Origin of the sequence: Candidatus Blochmannia sp. SNP, from assembly GCF_036549215.1 — a bacterium.
Classification (GTDB): Bacteria; Pseudomonadota; Gammaproteobacteria; order Enterobacterales; family Enterobacteriaceae; genus Blochmanniella.
The window spans coordinates 465,399-489,526 of the sequence record NZ_CP144371.1 but is presented as its reverse complement, the minus strand read 5'-3'; the positions used below and the strand labels follow the sequence as shown (position 1 = coordinate 489,526).

General features: G+C 28.9%; 22 protein-coding genes and 1 tRNA gene. 10 read left to right on the top strand and 13 right to left on the bottom strand.

Annotation, left to right across the window (positions count from 1 at the left end):
• Positions 1–39 precede the first annotated feature (39 nt).
• The 4 genes from sufC to VOI34_RS02020 are packed head-to-tail and all read left to right on the top strand — an operon-like array spanning position 40 to position 3,785.
• Positions 40–777, top strand: coding sequence for a Fe-S cluster assembly ATPase SufC (sufC, locus tag VOI34_RS02035; protein WP_331828211.1), 738 nt, complete (start codon positions 40–42; stop codon positions 775–777).
• The gene (gene sufD / locus VOI34_RS02030) at positions 761–2,050 is read left to right on the top strand and encodes a Fe-S cluster assembly protein SufD (RefSeq protein WP_331828210.1); all 1,290 of its coding nucleotides are present in this window, start codon (positions 761–763) and stop codon (positions 2,048–2,050) included. The genes sufC and sufD overlap by 17 nt, the downstream gene beginning before the upstream one ends.
• Positions 2,047–3,279, top strand: a complete 1,233-nt coding sequence (locus VOI34_RS02025) for a SufS family cysteine desulfurase (RefSeq protein ID WP_331828209.1) — start codon at positions 2,047–2,049, stop codon at positions 3,277–3,279. Before sufD ends, VOI34_RS02025 begins: the two co-directional genes overlap by 4 nt.
• Before the next feature lie 29 nt (positions 3,280–3,308).
• Complete coding sequence (locus VOI34_RS02020; protein ID WP_331828208.1) at positions 3,309–3,785, top strand: SufE family protein; 477 nt, start codon at positions 3,309–3,311, stop codon at positions 3,783–3,785.
• Between the two features lie 210 nt (positions 3,786–3,995).
• On the opposite strand, the gene VOI34_RS02015 is transcribed toward VOI34_RS02020, so the two are convergent.
• Positions 3,996–4,232 (bottom strand): LPP leucine zipper domain-containing protein, encoded by a 237-nt coding sequence (locus tag VOI34_RS02015; protein WP_331828207.1) that lies wholly within the window; start codon positions 4,230–4,232, stop codon positions 3,996–3,998.
• 316 nt (positions 4,233–4,548) lie between these two features.
• Positions 4,549–4,622 (bottom strand) — tRNA-Val (locus VOI34_RS02010).
• Between the two features lie 334 nt (positions 4,623–4,956).
• Between VOI34_RS02010 and VOI34_RS02005 the strand changes: the two genes are divergently transcribed.
• Both VOI34_RS02005 and grxD read left to right on the top strand, forming a co-directional pair.
• Positions 4,957–5,595: a riboflavin synthase subunit alpha gene (locus VOI34_RS02005; protein ID WP_331828206.1), complete on the top strand. Its 639-nt coding sequence runs from the start codon at positions 4,957–4,959 to the stop codon at positions 5,593–5,595.
• Positions 5,596–5,716: 121 nt separating this feature from the next.
• On the top strand, positions 5,717–6,046 hold the full coding sequence (gene grxD / locus VOI34_RS02000; RefSeq protein WP_331828205.1) for a Grx4 family monothiol glutaredoxin: 330 nt from the start codon (positions 5,717–5,719) through the stop codon (positions 6,044–6,046).
• Positions 6,047–6,169: 123 nt separating this feature from the next.
• On the opposite strand, the gene rnt is transcribed toward grxD, so the two are convergent.
• Entirely contained in the window at positions 6,170–6,826 is a 657-nt protein-coding gene (rnt, locus tag VOI34_RS01995; protein ID WP_443092741.1) for a ribonuclease T, read from the bottom strand.
• A 749-nt stretch (positions 6,827–7,575) separates the two neighbouring features.
• On the opposite strand from rnt, the gene slyA reads away from it, so the two are divergent.
• The 3 genes from slyA to tyrS all read left to right on the top strand — a co-directional run bounded on the left by slyA (position 7,576) and on the right by tyrS (position 10,360).
• Complete coding sequence (slyA, locus tag VOI34_RS01990) at positions 7,576–8,010, top strand: transcriptional regulator SlyA (RefSeq protein WP_331828204.1); 435 nt, start codon at positions 7,576–7,578, stop codon at positions 8,008–8,010.
• Positions 8,011–8,303: 293 nt separating this feature from the next.
• Positions 8,304–8,954, top strand: coding sequence for a pyridoxamine 5'-phosphate oxidase (pdxH, locus tag VOI34_RS01985; protein WP_331828203.1), 651 nt, complete (start codon positions 8,304–8,306; stop codon positions 8,952–8,954).
• 122 nt (positions 8,955–9,076) lie between these two features.
• Complete coding sequence (gene tyrS, locus VOI34_RS01980; RefSeq protein WP_331828202.1) at positions 9,077–10,360, top strand: tyrosine--tRNA ligase; 1,284 nt, start codon at positions 9,077–9,079, stop codon at positions 10,358–10,360.
• 131 nt (positions 10,361–10,491) lie between these two features.
• On the opposite strand, the gene nth is transcribed toward tyrS, so the two are convergent.
• Both nth and fumC read right to left on the bottom strand, forming a co-directional pair.
• The gene (nth, locus tag VOI34_RS01975; protein ID WP_331828201.1) at positions 10,492–11,121 is read right to left on the bottom strand and encodes an endonuclease III; all 630 of its coding nucleotides are present in this window, start codon (positions 11,119–11,121) and stop codon (positions 10,492–10,494) included.
• A 100-nt stretch (positions 11,122–11,221) separates the two neighbouring features.
• Positions 11,222–12,625, bottom strand: a complete 1,404-nt coding sequence (gene fumC / locus VOI34_RS01970) for a class II fumarate hydratase (RefSeq protein WP_331828728.1) — start codon at positions 12,623–12,625, stop codon at positions 11,222–11,224.
• A 248-nt stretch (positions 12,626–12,873) separates the two neighbouring features.
• Between fumC and VOI34_RS01965 the strand changes: the two genes are divergently transcribed.
• The gene (locus VOI34_RS01965) at positions 12,874–14,853 is read left to right on the top strand and encodes an inverse autotransporter beta domain-containing protein (protein WP_331828200.1); all 1,980 of its coding nucleotides are present in this window, start codon (positions 12,874–12,876) and stop codon (positions 14,851–14,853) included.
• 157 nt (positions 14,854–15,010) lie between these two features.
• Here VOI34_RS01965 and VOI34_RS01960 read toward each other — a convergent pair whose 3' ends face one another.
• The 8 genes from VOI34_RS01960 to aroA form a co-directional block, all read right to left on the bottom strand.
• Positions 15,011–15,592: a UbiX family flavin prenyltransferase gene (locus tag VOI34_RS01960; RefSeq protein WP_331828199.1), complete on the bottom strand. Its 582-nt coding sequence runs from the start codon at positions 15,590–15,592 to the stop codon at positions 15,011–15,013.
• 331 nt (positions 15,593–15,923) lie between these two features.
• Complete coding sequence (kdsB, locus tag VOI34_RS01955; RefSeq protein WP_331828198.1) at positions 15,924–16,691, bottom strand: 3-deoxy-manno-octulosonate cytidylyltransferase; 768 nt, start codon at positions 16,689–16,691, stop codon at positions 15,924–15,926.
• Positions 16,688–16,870 carry a Trm112 family protein gene (locus VOI34_RS01950; protein WP_331828727.1) on the bottom strand — a complete coding sequence of 61 codons (183 nt, stop codon included), beginning with the start codon at positions 16,868–16,870 and terminating at the stop codon, positions 16,688–16,690. Before VOI34_RS01950 ends, kdsB begins: the two co-directional genes overlap by 4 nt.
• 226 nt (positions 16,871–17,096) lie before the next feature.
• On the bottom strand, positions 17,097–18,110 hold the full coding sequence (gene lpxK, locus VOI34_RS01945) for a tetraacyldisaccharide 4'-kinase (protein WP_331828197.1): 1,014 nt from the start codon (positions 18,108–18,110) through the stop codon (positions 17,097–17,099).
• A complete protein-coding gene (gene msbA / locus VOI34_RS01940; protein ID WP_331828196.1) occupies positions 18,110–19,861 on the bottom strand; it encodes a lipid A ABC transporter ATP-binding protein/permease MsbA in 1,752 nt (583 codons plus the stop codon). Before msbA ends, lpxK begins: the two co-directional genes overlap by 1 nt.
• 324 nt (positions 19,862–20,185) lie before the next feature.
• A complete protein-coding gene (gene rpsA / locus VOI34_RS01935; protein WP_331828195.1) occupies positions 20,186–21,877 on the bottom strand; it encodes a 30S ribosomal protein S1 in 1,692 nt (563 codons plus the stop codon).
• 75 nt (positions 21,878–21,952) lie between these two features.
• Positions 21,953–22,672: a (d)CMP kinase gene (gene cmk / locus VOI34_RS01930; RefSeq protein ID WP_331828194.1), complete on the bottom strand. Its 720-nt coding sequence runs from the start codon at positions 22,670–22,672 to the stop codon at positions 21,953–21,955.
• 135 nt (positions 22,673–22,807) lie between these two features.
• Positions 22,808–24,109 (bottom strand): 3-phosphoshikimate 1-carboxyvinyltransferase, encoded by a 1,302-nt coding sequence (aroA, locus tag VOI34_RS01925; protein ID WP_331828193.1) that lies wholly within the window; start codon positions 24,107–24,109, stop codon positions 22,808–22,810.
• Positions 24,110–24,128 lie beyond the last annotated feature (19 nt).

The window sequence follows — 24,128 nt, the reverse complement described above, 5'->3', positions numbered from 1 at the left end:
GTATCATACAACATAGTCATTCAAAAAGGAGAAATCACAATGCTATCAATAAAAAATTTGAATGTCAGTGTAAAAGATATATCTATTCTGAAAAAACTAAATCTAGAAATTAATCCAGGTGAAATACATATTATTATGGGACCTAATGGATCCGGAAAAAGCACATTATCTGCTACATTATCTGGTCAACAAGATTATGTTGTTACTGATGGGGAAATTTTATTTAAAAATAAAAATTTATTACTTCTAAAACCAGAAGAACGTGCCGGTGAAGGAATTTTTGTAGCATTCCAGCATCCAGTAGATATCCCAGGAATTAGCAATCAATTATTTTTACACAGTGCTGTTAATGCCATACGGAAATATCGGAACCAATCTCTTATTGATCGATTTGATTTTATCCAACTTGTTCAAAAAAAAATGAAATTATTAAAAATGCCCTCTGATCTTTTAACTAGATCAGTAAACGTTGGATTTTCTGGAGGTGAAAAAAAACGCAATGATATCCTTCAAATGATAATACTAGAACCATTACTATGTATTCTTGATGAAACGGATTCTGGTTTAGATATAGACGCGGTAAAAATTGTTTATAACGGTCTTAATATGTTAAGCAATAAAAAACGTTCATTTATCATCATCACGCATTACCAAAGAATTTTAGAATACATTAAACCAGATTATGTTCATGTACTACACAAGGGTCATATCATAAGATCCGGCAATATCGATTTAGTCAAAAAGCTTGAGGAAAAAGGCTATGGCTGGTTATCTTGATAACAAAAATAGAGTACTAAATGAATGGTACCAATTATTTAAACAAAAAAATAGTAATAATTCAAGTATAATACATAAACATTGGAACCACATTAAAACGCTCGGATTACCAGATCTCAAAAGTGATCATTGGAAATATACTTCGCTTGAAGAATTATTAACCTACAATTTCACCTTTTCCAAAAATGTTGAATTTAATGAATTTCAATACAAAAAACTAGGACTTTCTATAGATTCCTATCGTCTAATATTTGTCAACGGTAAATTTTCACCCGAATTAAGTGATAAAAATATTGATCCATGGATAATTAAAATCAATCGTAATCCCAATCGTTATGAATTATCTAACCCAATTCAACCAGAAATGTTTTTATATTTAACTGAATGCCTAAGTGACGCAACAATACATATAACTTTACCTGCACAAAAAATAACAAAAAAACCGCTATATTTGCTATATATTAATGAAGGATCTAATGAAAAAAATCAATTAATTACATCACATTATTATCACTATCTCGAAATCGGATCCCATTCCAGTACCTGTATTATAGAACATTTTATTAATGTAAATAAAAACGCACATTTTAGTGGTGCACGTCTATCCATGAAAATAGGAAATAACGCTAAATTACACCACATTAAATTAGTATTTGAAAATCGTGAAAGTTATCATATAGCACATAATGATATTAATGTAGGACAGTATGCAAATGTAGACAGTAATATCTTTGTTATTCTTGGTCCTAAACTTACATGTCATCAAACTAGCGCACAAATCAATGAATCAGGAGCATCTTTGTCACTAAATAGCTTAATTTTGCTATCAAAACAAGATATTGGAGATATACGAACTTATTTAGAACATAATAATCAAGAATACGCTATAAGCAGACAATTACATAAAATAATTGCATGTGATTGCAGCACTGGTGTGTTTAATGGATTAATAAAAGTAAATCCAAATTCTATGAAAACTGACGGAAAAATGACAAACAACAACTTACTGTTGCACCAAGATGCAAACATTAATAGTACCCCTAAACTTGAAATTTACTCCGATGATGTAAAATGCAGCCATGGATCAACAATAGGGCAAATTGATGCTGAACATCTATTTTATCTAAGTACACGAGGTATTCTAAAAAAAGATGCATTAAAAATGCTTATTTACGCTTTTTCTGTTGAGATTATAGGATCAATTGAGAATGCTATAGTAAAAGATACCGTTTTGACAAGAATGAACAAATCTTTATCAAGGGTAACAACATGACAACAAAATATCCTATAGAAAAAATTAGATCAGATTTTCCTATATTAAGTCGCATTATAAATCAACATCCTCTTATCTATCTTGATAACGCTGCAGCTGCGCAGAAACCTAATATTGTTATAGACGCGCAAGCTCATTATTATCGCAATGAATATGCTGCTGTTCATCGAGGTATTCATACGTTAAGCACCGAATCAACTGATCAAATGGAAATAGCACGCTTACATATAGCTAATTTTATTAATGCATCCAAAGAAGAAATTGTTTTTGTTAAAAATACTACTGAAGCTATTAACTTAATTGCCAATAGTTGGGGTCATAATTTTACAAATTACGGAGATAATATTATTTTAAGTGAAATGGAACACCACTCCAATATCATTCCATGGCAAATATTAGCAAAAAACAAAAAAATAACATTACGTTATATACCATTAACTCCTAACGGGACATTGGATATATCCAGCTTATCGAAACTTATAGATCATCGTACTCAACTCTTATCAATATCACATATATCTAATGTTTTAGGAACAATCAACCCGTTAACAGAAATAATTAATATAGTGAGAAAGAAAAGCGACGCTTTAATACTAATAGATGGTGCGCAAGGCATTGCACACCAACCAGTAGATGTACAAAAATTAGATTGTGATTTTTATGTATTTTCTGGACATAAAATATATGGACCTTCTGGTATTGGTATCATGTACGGAAAAAAAGAATTACTTCAAAAAATGCCCCCATGGATAGTAGGAGGGGGCATAGTTCAAAATGTAAGTCTAATTCAAGATGTTACGTTTATAGAGTCTCCTTGGAAATTTGAATCAGGTTCTCCTAACATTGGTGGTATTATAGGATTAAATAATGCCATAGCATATATTAAAGCAATAGGCATTGACAATATTTATACTTACGAAGACCAACTAATACATTACGCTATAAATATATTACAAAAAATTCCAGAATTAATATTATACGGGCCAAGAAGTATACAAAGTAGCATTATTGCCTTTAATATAGGTACATATCATTCATACGACATCGGAATGTTATTAAATCAATACGGTATCGCTATACGAACAGGACATCATTGTGCGATACCTACTATGAATTATTTTAAAGTACCAGGTATGTGCCGCGCATCGTTAGCTATGTATACAAATAAAGAAGATATCGATCATTTGGCACACGGATTAACTAAAGTACAACATTTACTTAGCCAATAAGAATAATTATTATACTAAAACAAAATAAAATGGTAAATTTTCCAACAAAAGCTCAATTACTACGAAATTTTTTAAGTTGTATCAATTGGGAAGAAAAATATCTGTATATAATTGATCTCGGAAAATTATTACCTGAATTTCCAAAAAATATGCGGATAAAAAAACATTTAATTTCTGGATGCCAAAGTCAAACATGGATTGCTTTAACTAGCTCTATAATTCCCTACAATAATTTAATAACACTACACGGATATAGCGATTCTGCTATTGTCAAAGGAATTATCATTATAATATTCAGCTTATACCAAGGATTAAGTTTACAAGAAGCTATTAACGTTGATATTAAACCATTTTTAATAAATCAATTACAATTAAAACAAAACTTAACCATATCTCGATCCCAAGGAATATACCTAATATTAAATTCTATATATTCTCAAGCTAATGCTTTATATAAAATAAAGCATAATGATAATGCTTATATTTCTATATACATTAATAAATAATAATTAATTGTATATTTTCAAAATTTATTAATAAAATTATAAAAACACAACATCATTAATTCCTATCAAAAAAACACAGGATAGGAATTAATGATGTTGTGTTTTGCTTCCCTTCCCTTATCGTCTCATCACGATAATCCATAAATTATATTAAACTTTATGTATGATTATAGAATTATACATAAATGTATTTCTACGTTCCTACTCAAATTACTTATGATAAGAAGTAATTTGGTTATCAATACGTTGATTAGCTCGTGCTGCTTCGCTTTTATTTTTTTCTACTTCAGGACGTAAATTATCTATATCACTACTAACCTGATCAATTTTTTCACTTAAATCATGTACTTCAGACGATAATTCTTTTATTTTAGTTGTATTCGCACAACTAACTAATACAAAAGAACTTAAAATAATCGCAGAACATATTAATCTATTACGATTCATTTTCAATATTCTCCTTTATTAAATATATTTATATTATATTTAACTTATATATAAACATATCTTAATAGACATGTTACTTATTTTATTTTTTAACCAAAAAATCTTCACATAATAAACATAATTATATAATCATAATTATTATATTTTTTCTACAAAACAGAAACCACGTTATATTTTTATATAAATAAAAATCATAGTTTTGTTTTAAATTTCAGTGCTACTATAATGCATTAGTTTAAATAATTTTAGCATTTATAAAAAAAACAACTTATAATCATTTTATTTAACATATTATAATGTTGTATTACACAACCAATGCGTTCTAATGGACTTGAACCATCGACCTCTACCATGTCAAGGTAGTGCTCTAACCAACTGAGCTAAGAACGCACACAACAACAAACAATACAAACTCTATTATTTACTATATTATATACTCATCAGTATCACTGCGCATTCCACTCACTGTAATCATTTGACTTTTTTATAAAACTTAACTAATATATACTAAAAAATTAAGTTAAATAATCTATACGCTCCAAAGATTAACCCACCCACGATTGTATCACATATCAAATGTTTTGAAAATACCTTACATCATGAAAACACATTTTTATTATAGTTGTTCAAATGTCTTCAAGATATGTTTAACAAAAAAAAGGTGTATGCTATACTCGGAATTAAAATAAAATTTTACATTATACATGATAGTATACTGAAAAATATGTTTTCAGGTATTGTACAAGCTATTGTTCCTGTTCATGCAATTAACGTAGCAACTAATTTTAAAACATATACAGTTACATTACCCATACATTTGCTTTCAAATTTAAAAATTGGTTGTTCTATATCAAATAATGGATGCTGTTTGACAGTTATTGCAATTAAACATAATTTAATCAGTTTTAATCTAATACATGAAACATTAAAACTAACTAATATGAATATGTTAAAAATAGGAGACTTAATTAATATAGAAAGGCCACTCAGTTATCATTCTGAAATTGGCGGACATCTAATGACTGGACATATTGATTGCACTGGAAAAATCAAAAAAATAATTACCTCAAGAAATAATAAAATAATATGGTTTAGTATAAAAAACAAGTATCAAAAATATATCCTACAGAAAGGATCAATTGGTGTAGAAGGAGTAAGTCTTACAGTAAGTAAAATATTCAATAACTATATACGCATTTGTTTAACTCCATATACCGCAACAAAAACAACACTTGGCAACAAACAAGTAGATAATATAATAAATATTGAAATTGACATTATCACAAAATCTGTTATAAACAGTGTTGAAAGAACATTATCAATTATTGATTTTAAAAATAGTACCTATATTAGCAATAAGTAAAAATATATAGCTAAATTTAAAAAATCATTATAGATACTGAACTCCTTTTAAACATAAGAGTATAAATAGAATTACATAATAAATTTATTAAATATAATTAAAACTTTTAGTAAAAATAAAAATGAATAATGTAATAGAAAAAATTAAAAATCAAATAGAAAAAAATACCGTTGTATTATATATGAAAGGTACTCCAGATGCCCCTAAGTGCGGCTTTTCTTCAAAAGCTGCACAAGTGTTGTCTACTTATACACGGTCCTTTTTTTACGTTGATGTATTGGTTCATTTAGATATTAGATATGCTTTACCAAAATTTTCTAATTGGCCTACTTTTCCACAATTATGGGTAGAAGGAAAATTAATAGGAGGTGCAGATATAATAATCAATATGCATCGAACAGGAGAACTAAAAAATCTAATCGATCAAGTTAAGTTAAAACATAACTTCTAATATAATTAGATTATAATTTGCTTATTTTTAAAATAAAAATGAACCATATATAACGTTATATACGTTAATCTAAAGAGTTTAGTCGTTATCATAAAAGTAAAAAATTATAAAATAATAATATAATTAAAAATTAGAGTTACAAGGAGTTAATGGCCAACCACCAAGTCTTTTCCATCTATTCACCAATTCGCAAAATAACATCGCAGTCCGCTCAGTATCATATAACGCAGAATGTGCTTTTTTTTTATCAAAAAAAACTCCTGCACGAGCGCAAGCCTTTGCTAATACAGTTTGTCCAAATACTAAACCACTTAAAGTAGCAGTATCAAATGTAACAAAAGGATGAAATGGATTATTTTTCATAAAACTTACACGCTCTACTGCTGCCATTAAAAAACTATGATCAAAAGACGCATTATGCGCTACAATAATAGCACGACTACATTCTTGAGTTTCAATACCCTGATGTACCATTTCAAAAATTTCACGTAATGCTTCCTGCTCTGTTACTGCAGATCTTAAGGGACTATTTAGATCAATTCTATTAAATGCTAATGATTCTGGTTGAATAATAGCTCCAGGAAATGATTTAATATGAAAATTAATAGAATTATCAAAACACAACCAACCATATGCATCCATTTTAAGAGTAACAACAGCAATTTCTAATAAAGCGTCAGTATTAGCATTCAGACCGGCCGTTTCTACATCAATTACAACTGGATAAAACCCACGAAACCGTGCTCGAAGAGTATTTTGATCATCTTTATTATGAATCATATTTATTATAAGATTATATCTACATGAAATAAACGATTAATATTATCATAGATTTTAATATATCTTCACCATTTATTGTATAAAATTACGATGGTTTTATTATTAACATGTAATAAAAAATCAGTGCTTTAAACAACAAATTTACTTATTTAAAACATAATTTAATAAATACAAATATTCCTGAAAATTTAAAACATTAATTAAATTTTTAATATAATACTACCAAGAAAATTTATTATTTATTTATTAAAAACATTTTTACTCAACTAAGTAATTATAATTTATTACGCTAAAAATATTTAAGTATTAAATATAATATAATAATTTCATTATTATATTACAAATATATATATAAACATATATATATTATCTACACGATATTATAGATAATATTAATCTATTCATAAAAACATGCCATTTTTATTAATTTTAATTTTAGTTACTTCATATATTTATTACTTAAATATAAATAATACTAACATAATTAAATTTTTTAAATAATTATTAATAATTATTTATTCTTATATTTTATGTAATTATTTATTATTGTAGGTAAATTATTTTAATATTTATAATAAAATAATTTACCTACAATAATAAATATATGCTATACTTTAATGAATTAGATTCTATATAATAACATATTACAATTACTGACCTATAATAACTTACTTATATAAGTGGTAATTAACTTACTTATAATCAATAATATATCTAAATAAAATAAACTTAATTAAAAGGAAAAAAAATTGGAATCACCATTAGGATCGGATTTAGCACGTCTTGTAAGAATATGGCGTGCTTTAATTGATCACCGTTTAAAACCTTTAAAACTTACACAAACACATTGGATTACATTGCATAATATTTGTCGATTACCTCCGGAACAATCTCAAATCCAATTAGCAAAAGCCATAGGGATCGAACAACCGTCTCTAGTAAGAACACTAGACCAACTTGAAGAAAAATCATTAATTATCAGACACACTTGTATTAATGATCGACGAGCTAAACGCATTCAATTAACTGACAAAGCTCAACCTGTTATTATCGAAGTAAATCGGGTTATCTCTATTACTAGAAACGAGATTTTTAGTGGAATTAATCATGAAGAAATAATTTTTCTAAACAACATCATTTCTAAGTTAGAAAAAAATATCATAAATTTACATAATAAAAATTAAGAATATCTATAAAATTTAAAATACATATTGATTAATAGTATCAATATACTTATATAATAATAAATACACTTTATAACAACAAACTTCCTTAAACCTTGTCCTGTTATAAACACCTAATAATTACTATTTATAACTGATAAATAGTAATTTCTTTACAATAAAAGAGCCTATATTATAAATACTAAAATATATTAATTATTATTCCTACCTTTTCTGATACTATTATCTATCTTAAATAAGAATACAAAATATGTTATTGTATCTTACAAAAATTAATATGAAACCAATATTTTATGTCAGTAAATCACACTAATATCTCTCACATCAGACGAGAATATACATTTGGACGATTGCATTATTCAGACTTAACTGATCAACCTATTCGGTTATTTTCAATATGGTTAAATCAAGCTTATTTTGCGCAAATACCCGATCCTACTGCAATGTGCTTAGCTACGGTAGATCATACTGGTCAACCTTATCAACGTATAGTACTATTAAAAGGATTTACCAATAAAGAAATGACATTTTTTACTAATCTTAATAGCCGTAAAGCTATACATTTAGCTAACAATCCAAAAGTTAGTTTATGCTTTCCGTGGAATTTAATAGATAGACAAGTACTAATAACTGGAACCGTTTATAAACTTTCGAAACAAGAAATTTTAAAACAATTTTATACACGCCCAAAAAACAACCAAATCAGTACATGGGTATCCAATCAATCTAAAGTTATCTCCTCTAAAAATATTCTTGACAATAAATTTTTAGAATTTAAAAAAAAATATTTAGATAAAAAAATACCATTTCCTGAATTTTGGGGTGGATACAAAATTAATATAAATAGCATGGAATTCTGGCAAGGCAGAATAAATAGATTACATGACCGATTTATATATCAACGATATAATCATAAATGGTGTATTTACCGTTTATCTCCTTAATTATAACTACTGTGATTCCAATAAATTTGATAATATATCGCAAGATATAATCAGATTAATATAATGACATTCAATATATAAGTATATATAAATCCCTACTTGATTTACTAAAATATATCTATATGAACAATAAAAATTTAAACATAATACAATATTTATATGAACGTAATTTAATAGCTCAAATTACAGATAAAAAATCATTGATTGAAATATTAAAATCAAAATCAATAACTCTATATTGCGGATTTGATCCAACGTCTGATAGCTTACATATAGGACACTTAATTCCACTATTATGTCTAAGACAATTTCAGATATCTGGACATCGCCCTTTAATTCTGATAGGAGGGGGTACTGGATTAATAGGAGATCCAAGTTTTAAAAAATCAAATCGAAACATCAATTTAATTGATACAGTACAAAAATGGTCAGAAAAAATAAAACGTCAAATTTCTCTATTTATAGATTGTTCTTGTGGCCCACGTTCACAAGCTTGTATAGTTAACAATTATGATTGGTTATCTTCTATCTCATTCTTAACATTTTTAAGAGATATTGGGAAGTTTTTTTCTGTAAATAAAATGATCAATAAAGACTCTATTAAACAAAGATTACAAAAAAACAATTATGGGATCTCTTATTCTGAATTTTCCTATAATTTATTACAAAGTTACGATTTTGCTCATTTATATAAAAACTACAACGCAATACTACAAATTGGAGGTTCTGATCAATGGGGAAATATTGTTTCAGGCATCGATTTAATACGTCGAATGTATAAAAGAACTGCCTACGGACTTACTGTACCTTTACTTATTAAATCTGATAATATCAAATTTGGAAAAACAGAAAAAAATACAATATGGCTAGATGAAAAAAAAACTAGTCCTTATAAATTTTATCAATATTGGATTAACTCTTCTGATAAAGAAGTATATCATTTTCTTAATACCTTTACCAATATAGACCTAGATACAATTAACATATTAAAAAAAGAAAATGATGTTAGTAATACAAAACCACAAGCTCAAACTATATTAGCAGAACAAATTACCCAATTGGTCCATGGAAAAGAAGGATTGAAAACTGCTCAAAATATTACTAATAATCTTTTCACAGGACAGACACATAAACTAACTTTAAATAATTTTGAACAATTATTACAAGATGGCATCCCAGCTGTTTTACTCAAACCAGGCATTACATTACAACAAGCACTAGTAGAATCTAATTTAGCATCTTCTCGAACGCAAGCGCGAGAATTAATTATGTCCAACAGTATTACTATAAACTCAAAAAAACAATTAAAAACAAAATATGTGTTTCATGCCACTGATAGATTATATGATCGCTTTACCTTGTTAAAGCGGGGAAAAAAACACTATTGTTTAATCAAATGGGAATAAATAAACTTATTATAATAAGTAACACATTGATATGTAATCAAATTTATATTTTTTACAAAACATAAAAATTTTATATACCTCATCATGTCCATAATATCTCTAATATTATATATATTTCTACCATATATAAATCATGTTTTTTCCTTAAATTCACACAAATCTTTAATTACACAAATATAGCAATTCGGACGCTTAGCGCGACAAATATTCCTACCATGCAACATTAGCCACTGATGACAATTATTCTTAAATTCTTTGGGCACTACCGACAACAATTTCTTTTCTACAGAAAAGACATTATTTCCTGATGCAAAACAACTACGATTACAAAATCTAAAAACATGTGTATCCACTGCAATTGTAGGTTGGCCAAAAATTAAATTTAAAATAATATTAGCAGTTTTACGTCCTACTCCAGGTAAAGACTCTAATCCAACACGACTCGATGGCAACTTGCTATTATAAGTTTCTACTAATAAATGACAAGTTTCAATAATATTTTTGGCTTTAGTATTAAACAAACCAATAGATTTAATATAATTTTTAACTCCGTCTAAACCAAGACGTAACATACCCTTTGGGGTATTAGCTACTTGAAACAACCTCTTCGTTGCTTTATTAACTTGAATATCACTTGTTTGAGCTGAAAGTAACACTGCAATTAACAATTCAAATTCTGATCGATAAATTAATTCGATAACTGGATAGATATTGTTATCTCTTAATTTACACAAAATTTGATAACGTTTAATACGATTCATTAATAGAACTTCATTCTTTTATGTTACTTTATGAAACAATACATAATACCTTCTGTTAATTAAATCTTATATATTATCACCATCCAAAAAATTATGGTTTTTATAATATTTTAGAAGAATTAATCATATTTTTAGGACAAACCCACATATCAAATTGTTTTTCATTTACATAACCTAATTGCAATGCAGATTCTTTTAAACTTAACCCTTCTAAATGTGCTTTTTTAGCAATTTCCGCTGCTTTATCATACCCAATGTAAGGATTCAATGCAGTAACTAACATAAGCGAACTACTAAGTAATTCTGAAATTCGTTGATGCTTCGGTTGAATTCCTATAACACAATATCTATGAAAACTATCTATACCATCTGATAGCAAACGTACCGATTGTAAAAAATTATATATAATTAATGGCCTATATACATTCAACTCAAGATGCCCAGATGACCCACCAATGTTTATACTAACATCATTCCCCATAACTTGAGCACATAACATAGTCATAGATTCACATTGAGTTGGATTAACTTTTCCGGGCATAATTGAGCTACCTGGTTCATTTGAAGGAATACTTAATTCACCTATGCCACACCTAGGACCAGAAGATAATAAACGTATATCATTAGCAATTTTCATCATAGAAACTGCCAAACCTTTCAAAGAGCCATGACTATGCACTAATGCATCGCATGTTGATAACGATTCAAATTTATTCGGTGCGCTAATAAAATTATATTTAGTAATAAGTGATAAAACATCGGCGACACGTTCAGCATATTCAGGATGAGTGTTAATCCCTGTACCCACTGCCGTACCTCCTAGTGCTAACTCACATAAATGAGGAATAGTAACTTCTATATGATCTATATTATGTTGCAGCATAGATACCCAAGCAGAAATTTCTTGCCCCAAAGTCAACGGAGTAGCATCTTGAAGATGAGTACGCCCTATTTTAATAATATCATTAAATTCCACAGACTTATCAATCAGGGTTTTTTGTAATATTTTCACTTTAGGTATTAATTGTTCATTTAAATTCACTACTGCTGCAATATGCATTGCACTAGGAAAAACATCGTTTGAACTTTGACTTTTATTGACATGATCATTTGGATGAATAAATTTATTATTTATATTTTGTTCATTACTCAATAATTTATTAGCTCGATTAGCTAAAACCTCGTTCATATTCATATTGCTTTGCGTTCCAGATCCAGTTTGCCAAACAGATATTGGAAACTCATCTTTATGTATTCCAGACAATACTTCATCTGCAGCTTGAATAATTGCGTGAGCTCGTTTACAATCCAATAGCCCTACATCATAATTTACTTGTGCCGCTGCACGTTTAATTTGTGCTAATGCATGTATTAATGAAAAAGGTATTTTTTCATTAGAAATATTAAAATATTTCAATGCACGTTGTGTTTGCGCTCCCCATAACCGATTATTTGATACTAGTACTGTACCCAATATATCTTTCTCTATACGTACCGTCATAATAGTAATTTTTAACTATAAAACTCATTAATTTATTTATTTTTAAAAATATCAAAAATATGTACTAATTTTTACACTGTATAAGTTATTAATGGTATTATTCTCAAGTTTAGATTTTAAAACTAAATTTTATTAATTTAAATAGATTCGAGTACATTATTAATTTATTTAAAATAATAAAATTAAGATATAAATACAGAATACATTATTCATATACATAAATATACCAATTAATATAAAAAAAGCTAATCATGTTGATATTTATCATACTGGGAGTAATATTACAAGCGCTTATGTACCATGAAATCGCTTGGTGTGACGTGCTCAAAAACCGTACTAAATTTAATATCAATGACAATATATTTCAAGTTGATTCGTATCAGCAAAAAATGAAACTATATACATATGATGATCACAAACATAATACTCTAAACATTTATCCCTATACAATTAACAAACCAAATGTTCGTCGTAGCCATTATAACTATAAATCTCCATTTTCTTCTACCTATAGATCTAAAATACAATTACAAAATGATTCAATAAACGTATTTCATTCATTTCACGTACAAAATAATATATATCAAGAAAATCTATCCTTTATGCAATTAGGAGTACACAATCTTTTATCAAAACAGATTTTAAATTTTGGAGGAGGAAAGAGACATCTATATAACAACAAACATGCTATTGGATGCAATACCTTATATCATTGCCCTATTTCTAATCAAAGCAACCAACCATGCTCAATTAATTTCGGTGTAGAATATTGGCTGCATAATACATTATTCATGCTAAGTAATTACTACAATTTGAATAATATTTTTTCCTCTAAAAAGTCATTACAACAATATGATATAAAAAACCCAAATAGTGGTTATCAAATGCATATTCAAGTTAAATTTCCATATTTTTTAGAATTTACTGGTAAAATAAAATTAGAACGACTTCTTTATGACAAAAAATATGAAAAAATTTTTAATACAAAAAATAATGACTACTATTTATCATTAGATTTAAATTATAAACCCATTCCCATATTAGGTTTTAATATAAATAATATTTTTATAAACAAAAAATATTGTAATACTGTTTGTCAAATATTAATTGACTACCAATTTGGTACTCCTATTTCAGAACAAATACAATACACAAATAAAAACAATACCTCCTTATTGAAATATCTCGATGCTATAATACAACCATTTATACCTACTGTAATTCAACATAATGATTGCATGTTTCTAAATAATTATAGTAACAAAAAATCATTATCATATACTCAACAAATAACAGGCTACCCTGGAGAAATTAAAATAATTGAAACTAACGATCATAATGACAAATCTGCGCAATGGAATTGTCATTTATTACAAAATCAAGGAGGTAATATTATTCCAATAACAAATAATACCTATGCGCTTTATTTACCTAACCATCCTATTACTAAAGAAGACGATATTTTCATTTCATATATTACTAATACAACCCAAAATAGTGATCAGCAGCAACAAAAACAAAAAAATATACACATTTTGGTAAAAAATTTTTCACAGAAAAAACTATCTAACACACAGCAAAATAATATCTCTGCTATCACTGCTAATAATGACTCCGGCATCAATGTTACAGGAAATACGATCAAATATTCCCCAATGCACAAAGAAGATCATTATAACTCTAAAGATAATACATCACCTCATCTCATGATAAATGATGATACTACTACAACAGAAAAAATAAAAAATATTGATAGGATAGAAGAAGACGATTTTGTATTTCCAGCGCCACCTCCTCCTCCAATTCCTGTTCTATTTTCAGAAAAACAATTAACAGAGATGGTATCTTCTACACCAAATGATACACTGTTATCATCTCCATCCTGCTCAATTCCTTTTAATCAAGAACATCAAACTCATTCTTCAAGAAATGAAGAATATCAAATAACACATGATAGTGCTTTTCCGGAATATTCTGATATTGAATTTAATACAAATGATGCTTTATCACAGCGCCTATCAATACACAAAAAATCTAAATTTTCTTTAATAGGTACTACAGAACATATAAATAAACTTGAAAATGTTATATCAGAACGAAAAAAAACTAAACTCCCTAGTAGCGATATGGCACAAATATTTTTTAAATTAAATCTTAACCAATCTTCTTCATCTATTAGCGAAGATTGTGATACGGACGATAGTAATGATAGCTTTAATTCCAAAAATTAAAATCGATACGTTATAAATTAAAAATTATTAAACTGATTTTATTTTTAAAAACTTTAAACCTAAATTATTAGTTAGTATCGTAAAAAAGTTATTAACATCTATTATTTACATATTGACAATATTCAATTAAAATTATAAAAAGAAGATTATTATGATTTTAATTCTTGATTCCTAACCAAATAGAAGAAATTTTAGTATAAATTCCAAATAAATTTAGAGCTCTTGCCACAGTGTAGCACACAATATCATCTATAGTTCTTGGATGTACATAATATGCAGGAACAGGTGGCATAATTACTGCTCCAAATTCTGTTAATTTAACCATTGTACGTAAATGTCCCAAATGTAATGGGCTTTCCCTAATCATTAATACTAATCTACGCTTTTCTTTTAACGTTACATCTGCAACACGACTAATCAATGATGACGTCATTCCCGAACTAATTTCTGACATAGTCTTTATAGAACATGGAGCAATTAACATACCTAAAGTTGGATATGATCCACTAGCAACTGATGCTCCCATATCTTGTGGAAAATGAACAACATCTGCTAATTCATATATAGCTTGTTTATTCATCTTTAGTTCTTGCTGTAATGTAATCAATGCATTTCGAGTAACAATAAGATGAGATTCTACATTTAGATTACATTTTTTTAACATAATTAACGCGCGAATCCCATAAATTCCTCCAGATGCGCCTGATATTCCCACCACCAAACGTAATTGTTGCTGCATGATTTATTTTTTTTATACTCCATACTAATGTACATGAACACATTAATAATTTTTTAATAATAAAATATTATATAATATTTAATATTTTTTAACATTATAATTAATAAAGACTACTCATATATTTCATCAAATCTAATGCTACATTGAAAATATATATCTTTATATTTGTTATTATTAATAGTATTACTTCTTAACTAAGATATTAGTAATAATATAAAAACAAACATAATAAATAAAACACTTAAAACATTTACCTATAGCATTAATAATTTAAAACATATCTTATTATATAGTGAATACACAACAATATTATTGCTAATTATCATGAAGTTTATTTATTTCTAAATAACGTATTCACACGTCTCAATGATTCTGGAGTATCCACACTAATATTAAACACATTATCAATTACAGATACATATATTGTTTCTCCATGCCATAGTACTCTAAGTTGTTCAAGTTGTTCAAGCTGTTCCAAAGGACTTTTAGTCCATGCAATATAATGATGCAAAAAATTAACTTGATATGAATAAATACCAATATGACGTAATAAAATTTTAGACGTCCTACTATCTGGATAATTATCAAAGTACCCCTGATTCCAGGGAATCATAGAACGAGAAAAATAAAGAGCATTATTATTCATGTTTATAACAACCTTAACGACATTAACATCACATGCTTCTTCTAAAGAATTCAACGATGTTGCTAAAGTCGCCATACCAGTAGTCAGTCTAACTGAATCTAAAGTATTAGCAACTTGACGAATCATAACAGGGGAAATTAGAGGTTCATCACCTTGAAGATGCACAATAATTTGATTGTCTGGGAATTTATAATTAACAGCTACCTCTGCGAGACGCTCAGTGCCTGACTGATGATCAGAACGCGTTAAATATACTTCTACTTCAGATTGTTCCGATTCAACTGCTTGTGCTATAAGAACACTATCAGTAGCGATGATTACTTTATCAGCCCCAGAATCTAAAGCTTTTTCCATAACACGAACAATCATAGGTTTTCCGTGAATATCTGCTAAAGCTTTCCCTGGAAAACGTGTCGAAAACAATCGGACAGGTATAATTACTACAAAATTCATTTTTGATCCTTTTGTGACATAATATCACGAGCATCTTTTTTTAAAAGAACTGGAATCCCTTTTCGAATCGGAAAAGCTAAATTATCAACATTACAAATTAACTCTTTTTGTTTTAAATCAAAATATAATTTTGAATAACATATAGGACATACAATTATACTTAATAACCGATATCTCATCATGATATAATGAAGCTGCCAAGTATTAATTTTTCACACGTTTTACATATCTTTATTACATAAATTCATTCTACAAATACAAAATAACTTACTCCATTACGACAATTTATACCACTATATAAACAAATACATTTTTATATCATAAATATATAATAAATTTGTTTAATTCCAACACATAGTGACCATAATGGGCGTGTACCAACAACATGATCAAGGTCTCCTCACACTATGTGTTGGAATTAAAATCTTTATAACACCTAATCTTATCTTCCACCACACATAATAAATTATCTGTATCTATTTTATTTATTTTAACTTCCATACGTACATACCACCAGTTATTATGAGCAAAATCTAAGCATTTAACTGCATCTTTTTCAGTCATTAATAATATTTCATCTTTTTTAGTCAAGGACGTTAGCATTTTTTCATAATATATCTGATGATCAGAAAACGAAACTGTTCTAACAGGAGTAACGCCATAATTTTGTAAAGTACTAAAAAACTGTGTAGGATATCCAATCCCTGCTATAGCCACAACATTACTCAAAAAATTAAGAGATCTACTTTCTCCTGTTAACATATTTATTACAACACTAGGGTACAATTGCATTAATACCTCTCCAGAAAGTATACCTTCTTTTGATGATCCATTTGAAATAATTGCTTGCACTGTATGTAGCCTATTTGTTCGCTCACGCATAGGACCTGCTGGTAACCAACAACCATTTCCAAATCGAAATAAACTATTAACTACAACCCATTCTATATCTCTAAAGAGTGCATAATGTTGTAGTCCATCATCACTTATTATGACATCTAATTTTTGTATTCGTAATAACGCAGCAACCGCATCAGCACGTTTTGGAGAGACCGCTACTAAAACTCCAGTACGCTTCCAAATCAGCATAGGTTCATCCCCGCACTCATTACTGCGAGTACTTATATCAATAACAATTGGATAATTATTCGATTTACCTTTATAGCCCCGTGACACAACTCCAACCTTCCAACCACGATGTTGTAATTGTTCTACTAACCATAATACCATTGGGGTTTTCCCATTTCCCCCAATTGTTACGTTTCCTATAATTACTATTGGCACCGAAAATCTGTATACTTTACGCCATCCATACTGATAACTAATACGATTCAGCGTACTCACTAACCCATACAACCAAGAAAATGGTAACAAAAATAAATAACACAATGATGATCTAAACCAAATACAAGCAAACATTAAGAAAATTGTAATCTATATAATTGAGCATAAATCCCTTGGTGACGTATTAAAACTTCATGCACACCACGTTCTATAATATAACCATTTTCGATCACCAATATTTCATCAGCATTTTCAATAGTAGATAAACGATGCGCTATAACCAATGATGTTCTATTTTTTTTTAACGCATCAAGTGATTTATAAATAACATACTCTGATGCAGAATCTAAAGCAGAAGTAGCTTCATCAAAAATTAAAATTGGACAATTTCTTAACAAAGCACGTGCAATAGCAATACGTTGACGTTGTCCGCTGGATAACAAAATCCCATTTTCTCCTATGATGGTATCCAATCCATTTTTCATTTTAGAAATAAAATCCATAGCACATGCCATACTAGCTGCAGTTTCAATGGATTCTCTAGAATAAATATTTTTACGTGCATAAGCTATATTATTAGCAATCGTATCATTAAATAGATGAACATGTTGAGATACTATAGCTATTTGATTACGTAAAGAAGAGAGTTTATAATCATTTAAGTTAAAACCATCGAGCAATATACGTCCTTTATCTATATCATAAAAACGAGTTAACAAATTTACGATAGTAGATTTTCCAGAACCAGACCGCCCCACCAAAGCAACAGTTTTTCCTGCTTCAATAGTAAAATTAATGTTATAAAGAGATGGTGTGCTTTTATCAGGATAAAAAAAAGTAACATTCTCAAAAACAATATGTCCCTTTACTCGTTTAATATTAAGTATACCTTGATCTTTTTCTGTCTCTAAATCCAGGATGGAAAATAAGGTTTGACAAGCCGCCATTCCACGCTGAAATTGAGCGCTAACATTAGTCAAAGATTTTAATGGCTTCATCAAAACTATCATAGATGAAAAAATAACAGTAATCGTTCCAGCAGTAAGCATTTCCATAACACTTGGAATACTAGCTGCATACAGTACACACGCTAATGCTAATGATGCAACAAATTGGATCAGTGGATCAAAAATAGACGAAGTCTGTACCATCTTCATACTTTGTTGTCTCATACAATTACTTACATGATTAAATCTATCTTTTTCTGTATGTTGTCCTCCAAACACTAACACTTCTTTATGTCCTTTAAGCATTTGTTCAGCGCTGCTAGTTAATTGACCCATAGCGCTCTGCATCTTTTTACTGATTGCTCTAAATCTATAAGAAACGAATTTAATAGTAATAGATACTATTGGAGCAATTAATACCAAAATTAATGATAATTGCCAACTATAATAAAACATCATGATACATAAACCAATAATAGATGCCCCTTCTCGAATAACAGTAATTAAAGCTCCAGAAGAAGAAGAAGCAACTTGATCAGAATCATAAGTAATCCTAGACACCAACGTACCAGTAGATTGTTTTACAAAAAAAGAGACCGGCATATTCATGATATGCTTAAATAATGCACGTCTCATCTGCATTACCACTTTTCCAGATACCCAAGACATACAATAAGTAGATGCAAATCCACTAAACCCACGAATGCCCATTAATCCAACTAAAGCTAATGGCATCCATACAAATACATCTCTATTAGCTCTTCCAAATCCATCATCAAGTAAAGGTTTCAATAAAGCTAACATTAAAGCATCACTTGTTGCGTTTAAAATTAAAGTAACAGTCGCAACAACTAGCCCTACCCTAAAAGGAAAAATTATTGGCCAAAGACGACGAAAAGTCTTCCAAGTAGAAGAATAATTTTTATTGTACTGCGACATTTGTATCCCTGAAACCAGAGTTTATTTTTTACTAAAACATACGGACAAATATTACTTAACACAACTATAGATACAGCACAATTTAAAACTTATTAAATACCTTCAGTACAAACTCTTACGAAATACACCATGTTAAAACATAAACACTACTATATCTATTCACATTTATTACTTCCCATTAAACATTTTTACTTTAATCATACATAAAACATATATATAACTACAATTTTCATTTATTTTTTATATGTATGATGTACTTACATACTCCTTAATGTAACATATCAATAAACTAACATATATATAAAGCTAACAACAATACAATAGTCATTCACTTTTAGTGGCTGCTTTAAATGCCTCTACCATAACATTAGAAAAATTTTTATCTTTCTCTTTGCTATGATTTTCAACAATGCTTATTTCTGATTGTTTATTTACATCACGCATCTTATATTCAGATAAAGTAACTATTCTAGTTTTTCGATCTACTCCATCTAATATCGCTTGTATATCATTTCCTACATGTAATGACATATACATTCTCTTATCAATTGACTTATTATGTGATACATCAGTCATACATAAATAACCAGTTACAGCGCCATCACCCAATGTTACAGTGATCCCTTTTTCATCTATAGAAATTATTCTTCCAGACACTATGCTCCCTTTTTTATAAGCAGCCAAATAGATATTTAAAGGATCTTCTGTTAATTGTTTAATACCTAAAGAAATACGTTCCCGTTCAGAATCTACTTGTAGAACCACAGCCATTATTTCATCGCCTTTTTTATACTTATTTACAGCTTCTTCATTTGATAAATACCAAGAGATATCAGAAAGATGAACTAAGCCGTCAATACCTCCTTCTAATCCTATAAAAATACCAAAATCAGTAATCGATTTTATTCTCCCCATAACTCGATCACCTCTATTATATAGATCTGAAAATTTCTGCCATGGATTAACTTTACATTGTTTTAATCCCAAAGAAATTCTTCGACGCTCCTCATCAATATTTAACACTATTACTTCAACAGATTCCCCTATTGTTACTACTTTAGAAGGATGAATGTTTTTATTAGTCCAATCCATTTCAGACACATGCACTAATCCTTCTACTCCGCCCTCAATTTCAATAAAACACCCATAATCAGTTAAATTCGTTACTCTTCCTGTCAATTTATTTCCTTCTTGATAACGTTTAATAATTGCAGTCCATGGATCTTCGCTTAATTGCTTCAAGCCTAAAGATACACGAATTCGTTCTCGATCAAATTTTAATACCTTGACAATAATTTCATCTCCAACATTTACTATATCGCTAGGATGTTTAACGCGTTTCCACGCCATATCAGTAATATGTAATAATCCATCTACCCCTCCTAAGTCAATAAAAGCACCATAATCGGTTAAATTTTTAACTATTCCTTTAATTTCTATTCCTTCATGCAATTTATTTAATAATTGATCACGTTCAACACTATTTTCAGATTCAATCACAGCACGACGAGATACTACAACATTATTACGTTTATGATCTAATTTAATTACTTTAAATTCAAACTCTTGTCCTTCTAAAAATGAAGCATCACGTATTGGTTTAACATCTACTAAAGAACCAGGTAAGAAGGCACGTACTCCATTTACTTCAACAGTAAACCCTCCTTTTACTTTACCGTTAATAATACCCGTAACGGTAGTCATTTCTTGATATGCTTGTTCTAATAATAACCAAGACTCATAACGTTTAGCTTTTTCACGAGACAACACAGTTTCTCCAAATCCATTTTCTACCGAATCCAATGTAACATCAACATGATCACCAACTGAAACTTCTAATTCTCCTTGAGAATTATAAAATTGATCAATAGGAATAGCAGATTCCGATTTCAATCCTGCATCGACCAACACAATATCTTTAAAAATCGAAACTACAACCCCATGAACAATAGATCCAGGACAGGTTTCTATTTTTTTTAAAGATTCTTCAAATAACTGAGCAAATGATTCTGTCATCTTTATAATCTTCAATTTTTAATTAACATCCATCATATATCCATGCTTGATGACGTTATAACAAATATCTCATCACTATCCTTGATTATGAGTGGTATTATATAGCACTGTTGCTGATAATACTAGACTCTCTCTAATATACATAAGTACTTTAGCTTTTACTTCTTCTGCAGATAAATGAGTTGAATCTAACATCAATGAACCAATTGCGGGAATCAACGGTGCTAATTTTCGATTATAGTCACGTTCGTCTCGTTCTTTTATTTGTGATAATAAACTTCTAAAATTAACACTAAAACTTTTTTTATGCAACTGATGTAACCTACGGCTCCTTCTTTCTTTAAAAGAAGCATAAAGGAAAATTTTTAACTCTGCATTAGGAAATACCACTGTCCCCATATCACGTCCATCAGCAACAAGTCCTGGACGCTTACAAAATGTACGTTGATATATCAACAAATTTTCACGTACTTGAGAAAAAGTAGCAATTTTAGATGCACAATTTCCTATATTTTCTGTAAAAATATTTTTTTTAACTTCCTTACCATTAAATAATATTACAAACCTATTTTTACCATTTATAAAAGCTATTTGTATAGTATCTACAAGTGCTGCTATTTTTTCTTCATGATTAATATTAATCTTATTTTCTAAAGCTACTAACGCTAAAACTCGATAAATAACTCCTGAATCTAATAGATTCCATCCAAGAATTTTTGCCAACCTTCTAGATAAGGTTCCTTTACCTACTCCGCTTGGTCCATCAATAGTAATAACCGGGAATATGTTGTTCACACATGATCTCCTTATAGCGAACAATATTCATTGTAATTAAATTACATTTCACATATATTAATAAAACTTAACAATCATAAATCTTTACATATATAACATATATTTACGTATACGCATCGCACACCATATAAAATGTTACTGCAATACACTTATACTAGATAATTGTATAAAAAAATTAGGAAAAGTTTTATATGTACATTGAGGATTATTAATTACTATAGAAACATCTGATAATGCTGCTAAAGAAAAACACATTGCTATACGATGATCATCATAAGTATTAATATAAGCCGATTTTATTTTAATTGGAGGAATTATTTTCAAATAATCATAACCTTCCACTACTTTTGCTCCTATTTTCCTCAATTCAGTAGCCATAGCAATCAGTCGATCACTTTCTTTAATTCTCCAATTGTAAATATTACGTAATATTGTAGGACCATTACTAACAAATAATGCAGTAGTAGCAAGGGTCATTGCTGCATCAGGAATGTCGTTAACATCTAAATCAACGGCATTAAGATCAGATCCACGACTACATTCTATATAATTATCATTCCACGAAATCTTTGCTCCCATCCTTTCTAATATATTAGCAAAATAAATGTCTCCCTGTTTGCTATGTCTTCCAACTCCTATAACTCTAACAGTCCCTCCTCTGATAGCTGAAGCTGCCAAAAAATAAGAAGCGCTCGAGGCATCTCCCTCCACTAAATAATGCCCAGGTGATTGATATACCGAATTTCCTTTACAATAAAAAATACGGTAATTTTCATCATGCTCTATATCGATCCCAAAGTTTTTCATAAGAGACAAAGTAATATCAATATATGGTCTGGATACTAATACTCCTTTTACCTTAAGATAAGTATCTCGAGGAGCTAATGGAGCCATCATAAGAATAGACGACAAAAATTGACTAGAAATATTTCCTTGAATAGAAATTTCACCTCCATCATACCCTCCATATAAACGTACCGGAGGATAATTATCACGCTCCATATAATCAATATTAGCTCCTCCTTGTCTTAAAGCGTCTACTAAATGCAAAATAGGCCTATCTTTCATACGAGGATAACCAGTAAGAATAACATTCTGTGGTTTTATAGACAATGCTGCAATAAGAGGTCTCATAGCAGTTCCAGCATTACCCAAAGATAAAATCAATTGGTTATTACTTTTTGATTGCAGCGGGCCGCCAATACCATTAATTTCACAATGTTTTCTATCATTTGAAAGACGATACACTACCCCTAGATCACGTAACGCATCTAACATACAACGTACATCATCACTATCCAACAAATTAGCTAATTGAGTAGTACCTACAGATTGAGCTGCCAATAATAACGCTCGATTTGATATACTTTTAGAACCAGGAAGATAAACGCTTCCCTGTACTTTCTTGATAGGAGCTAATTTAATAAAATTATTCACATTTCACCAACTTTTATAC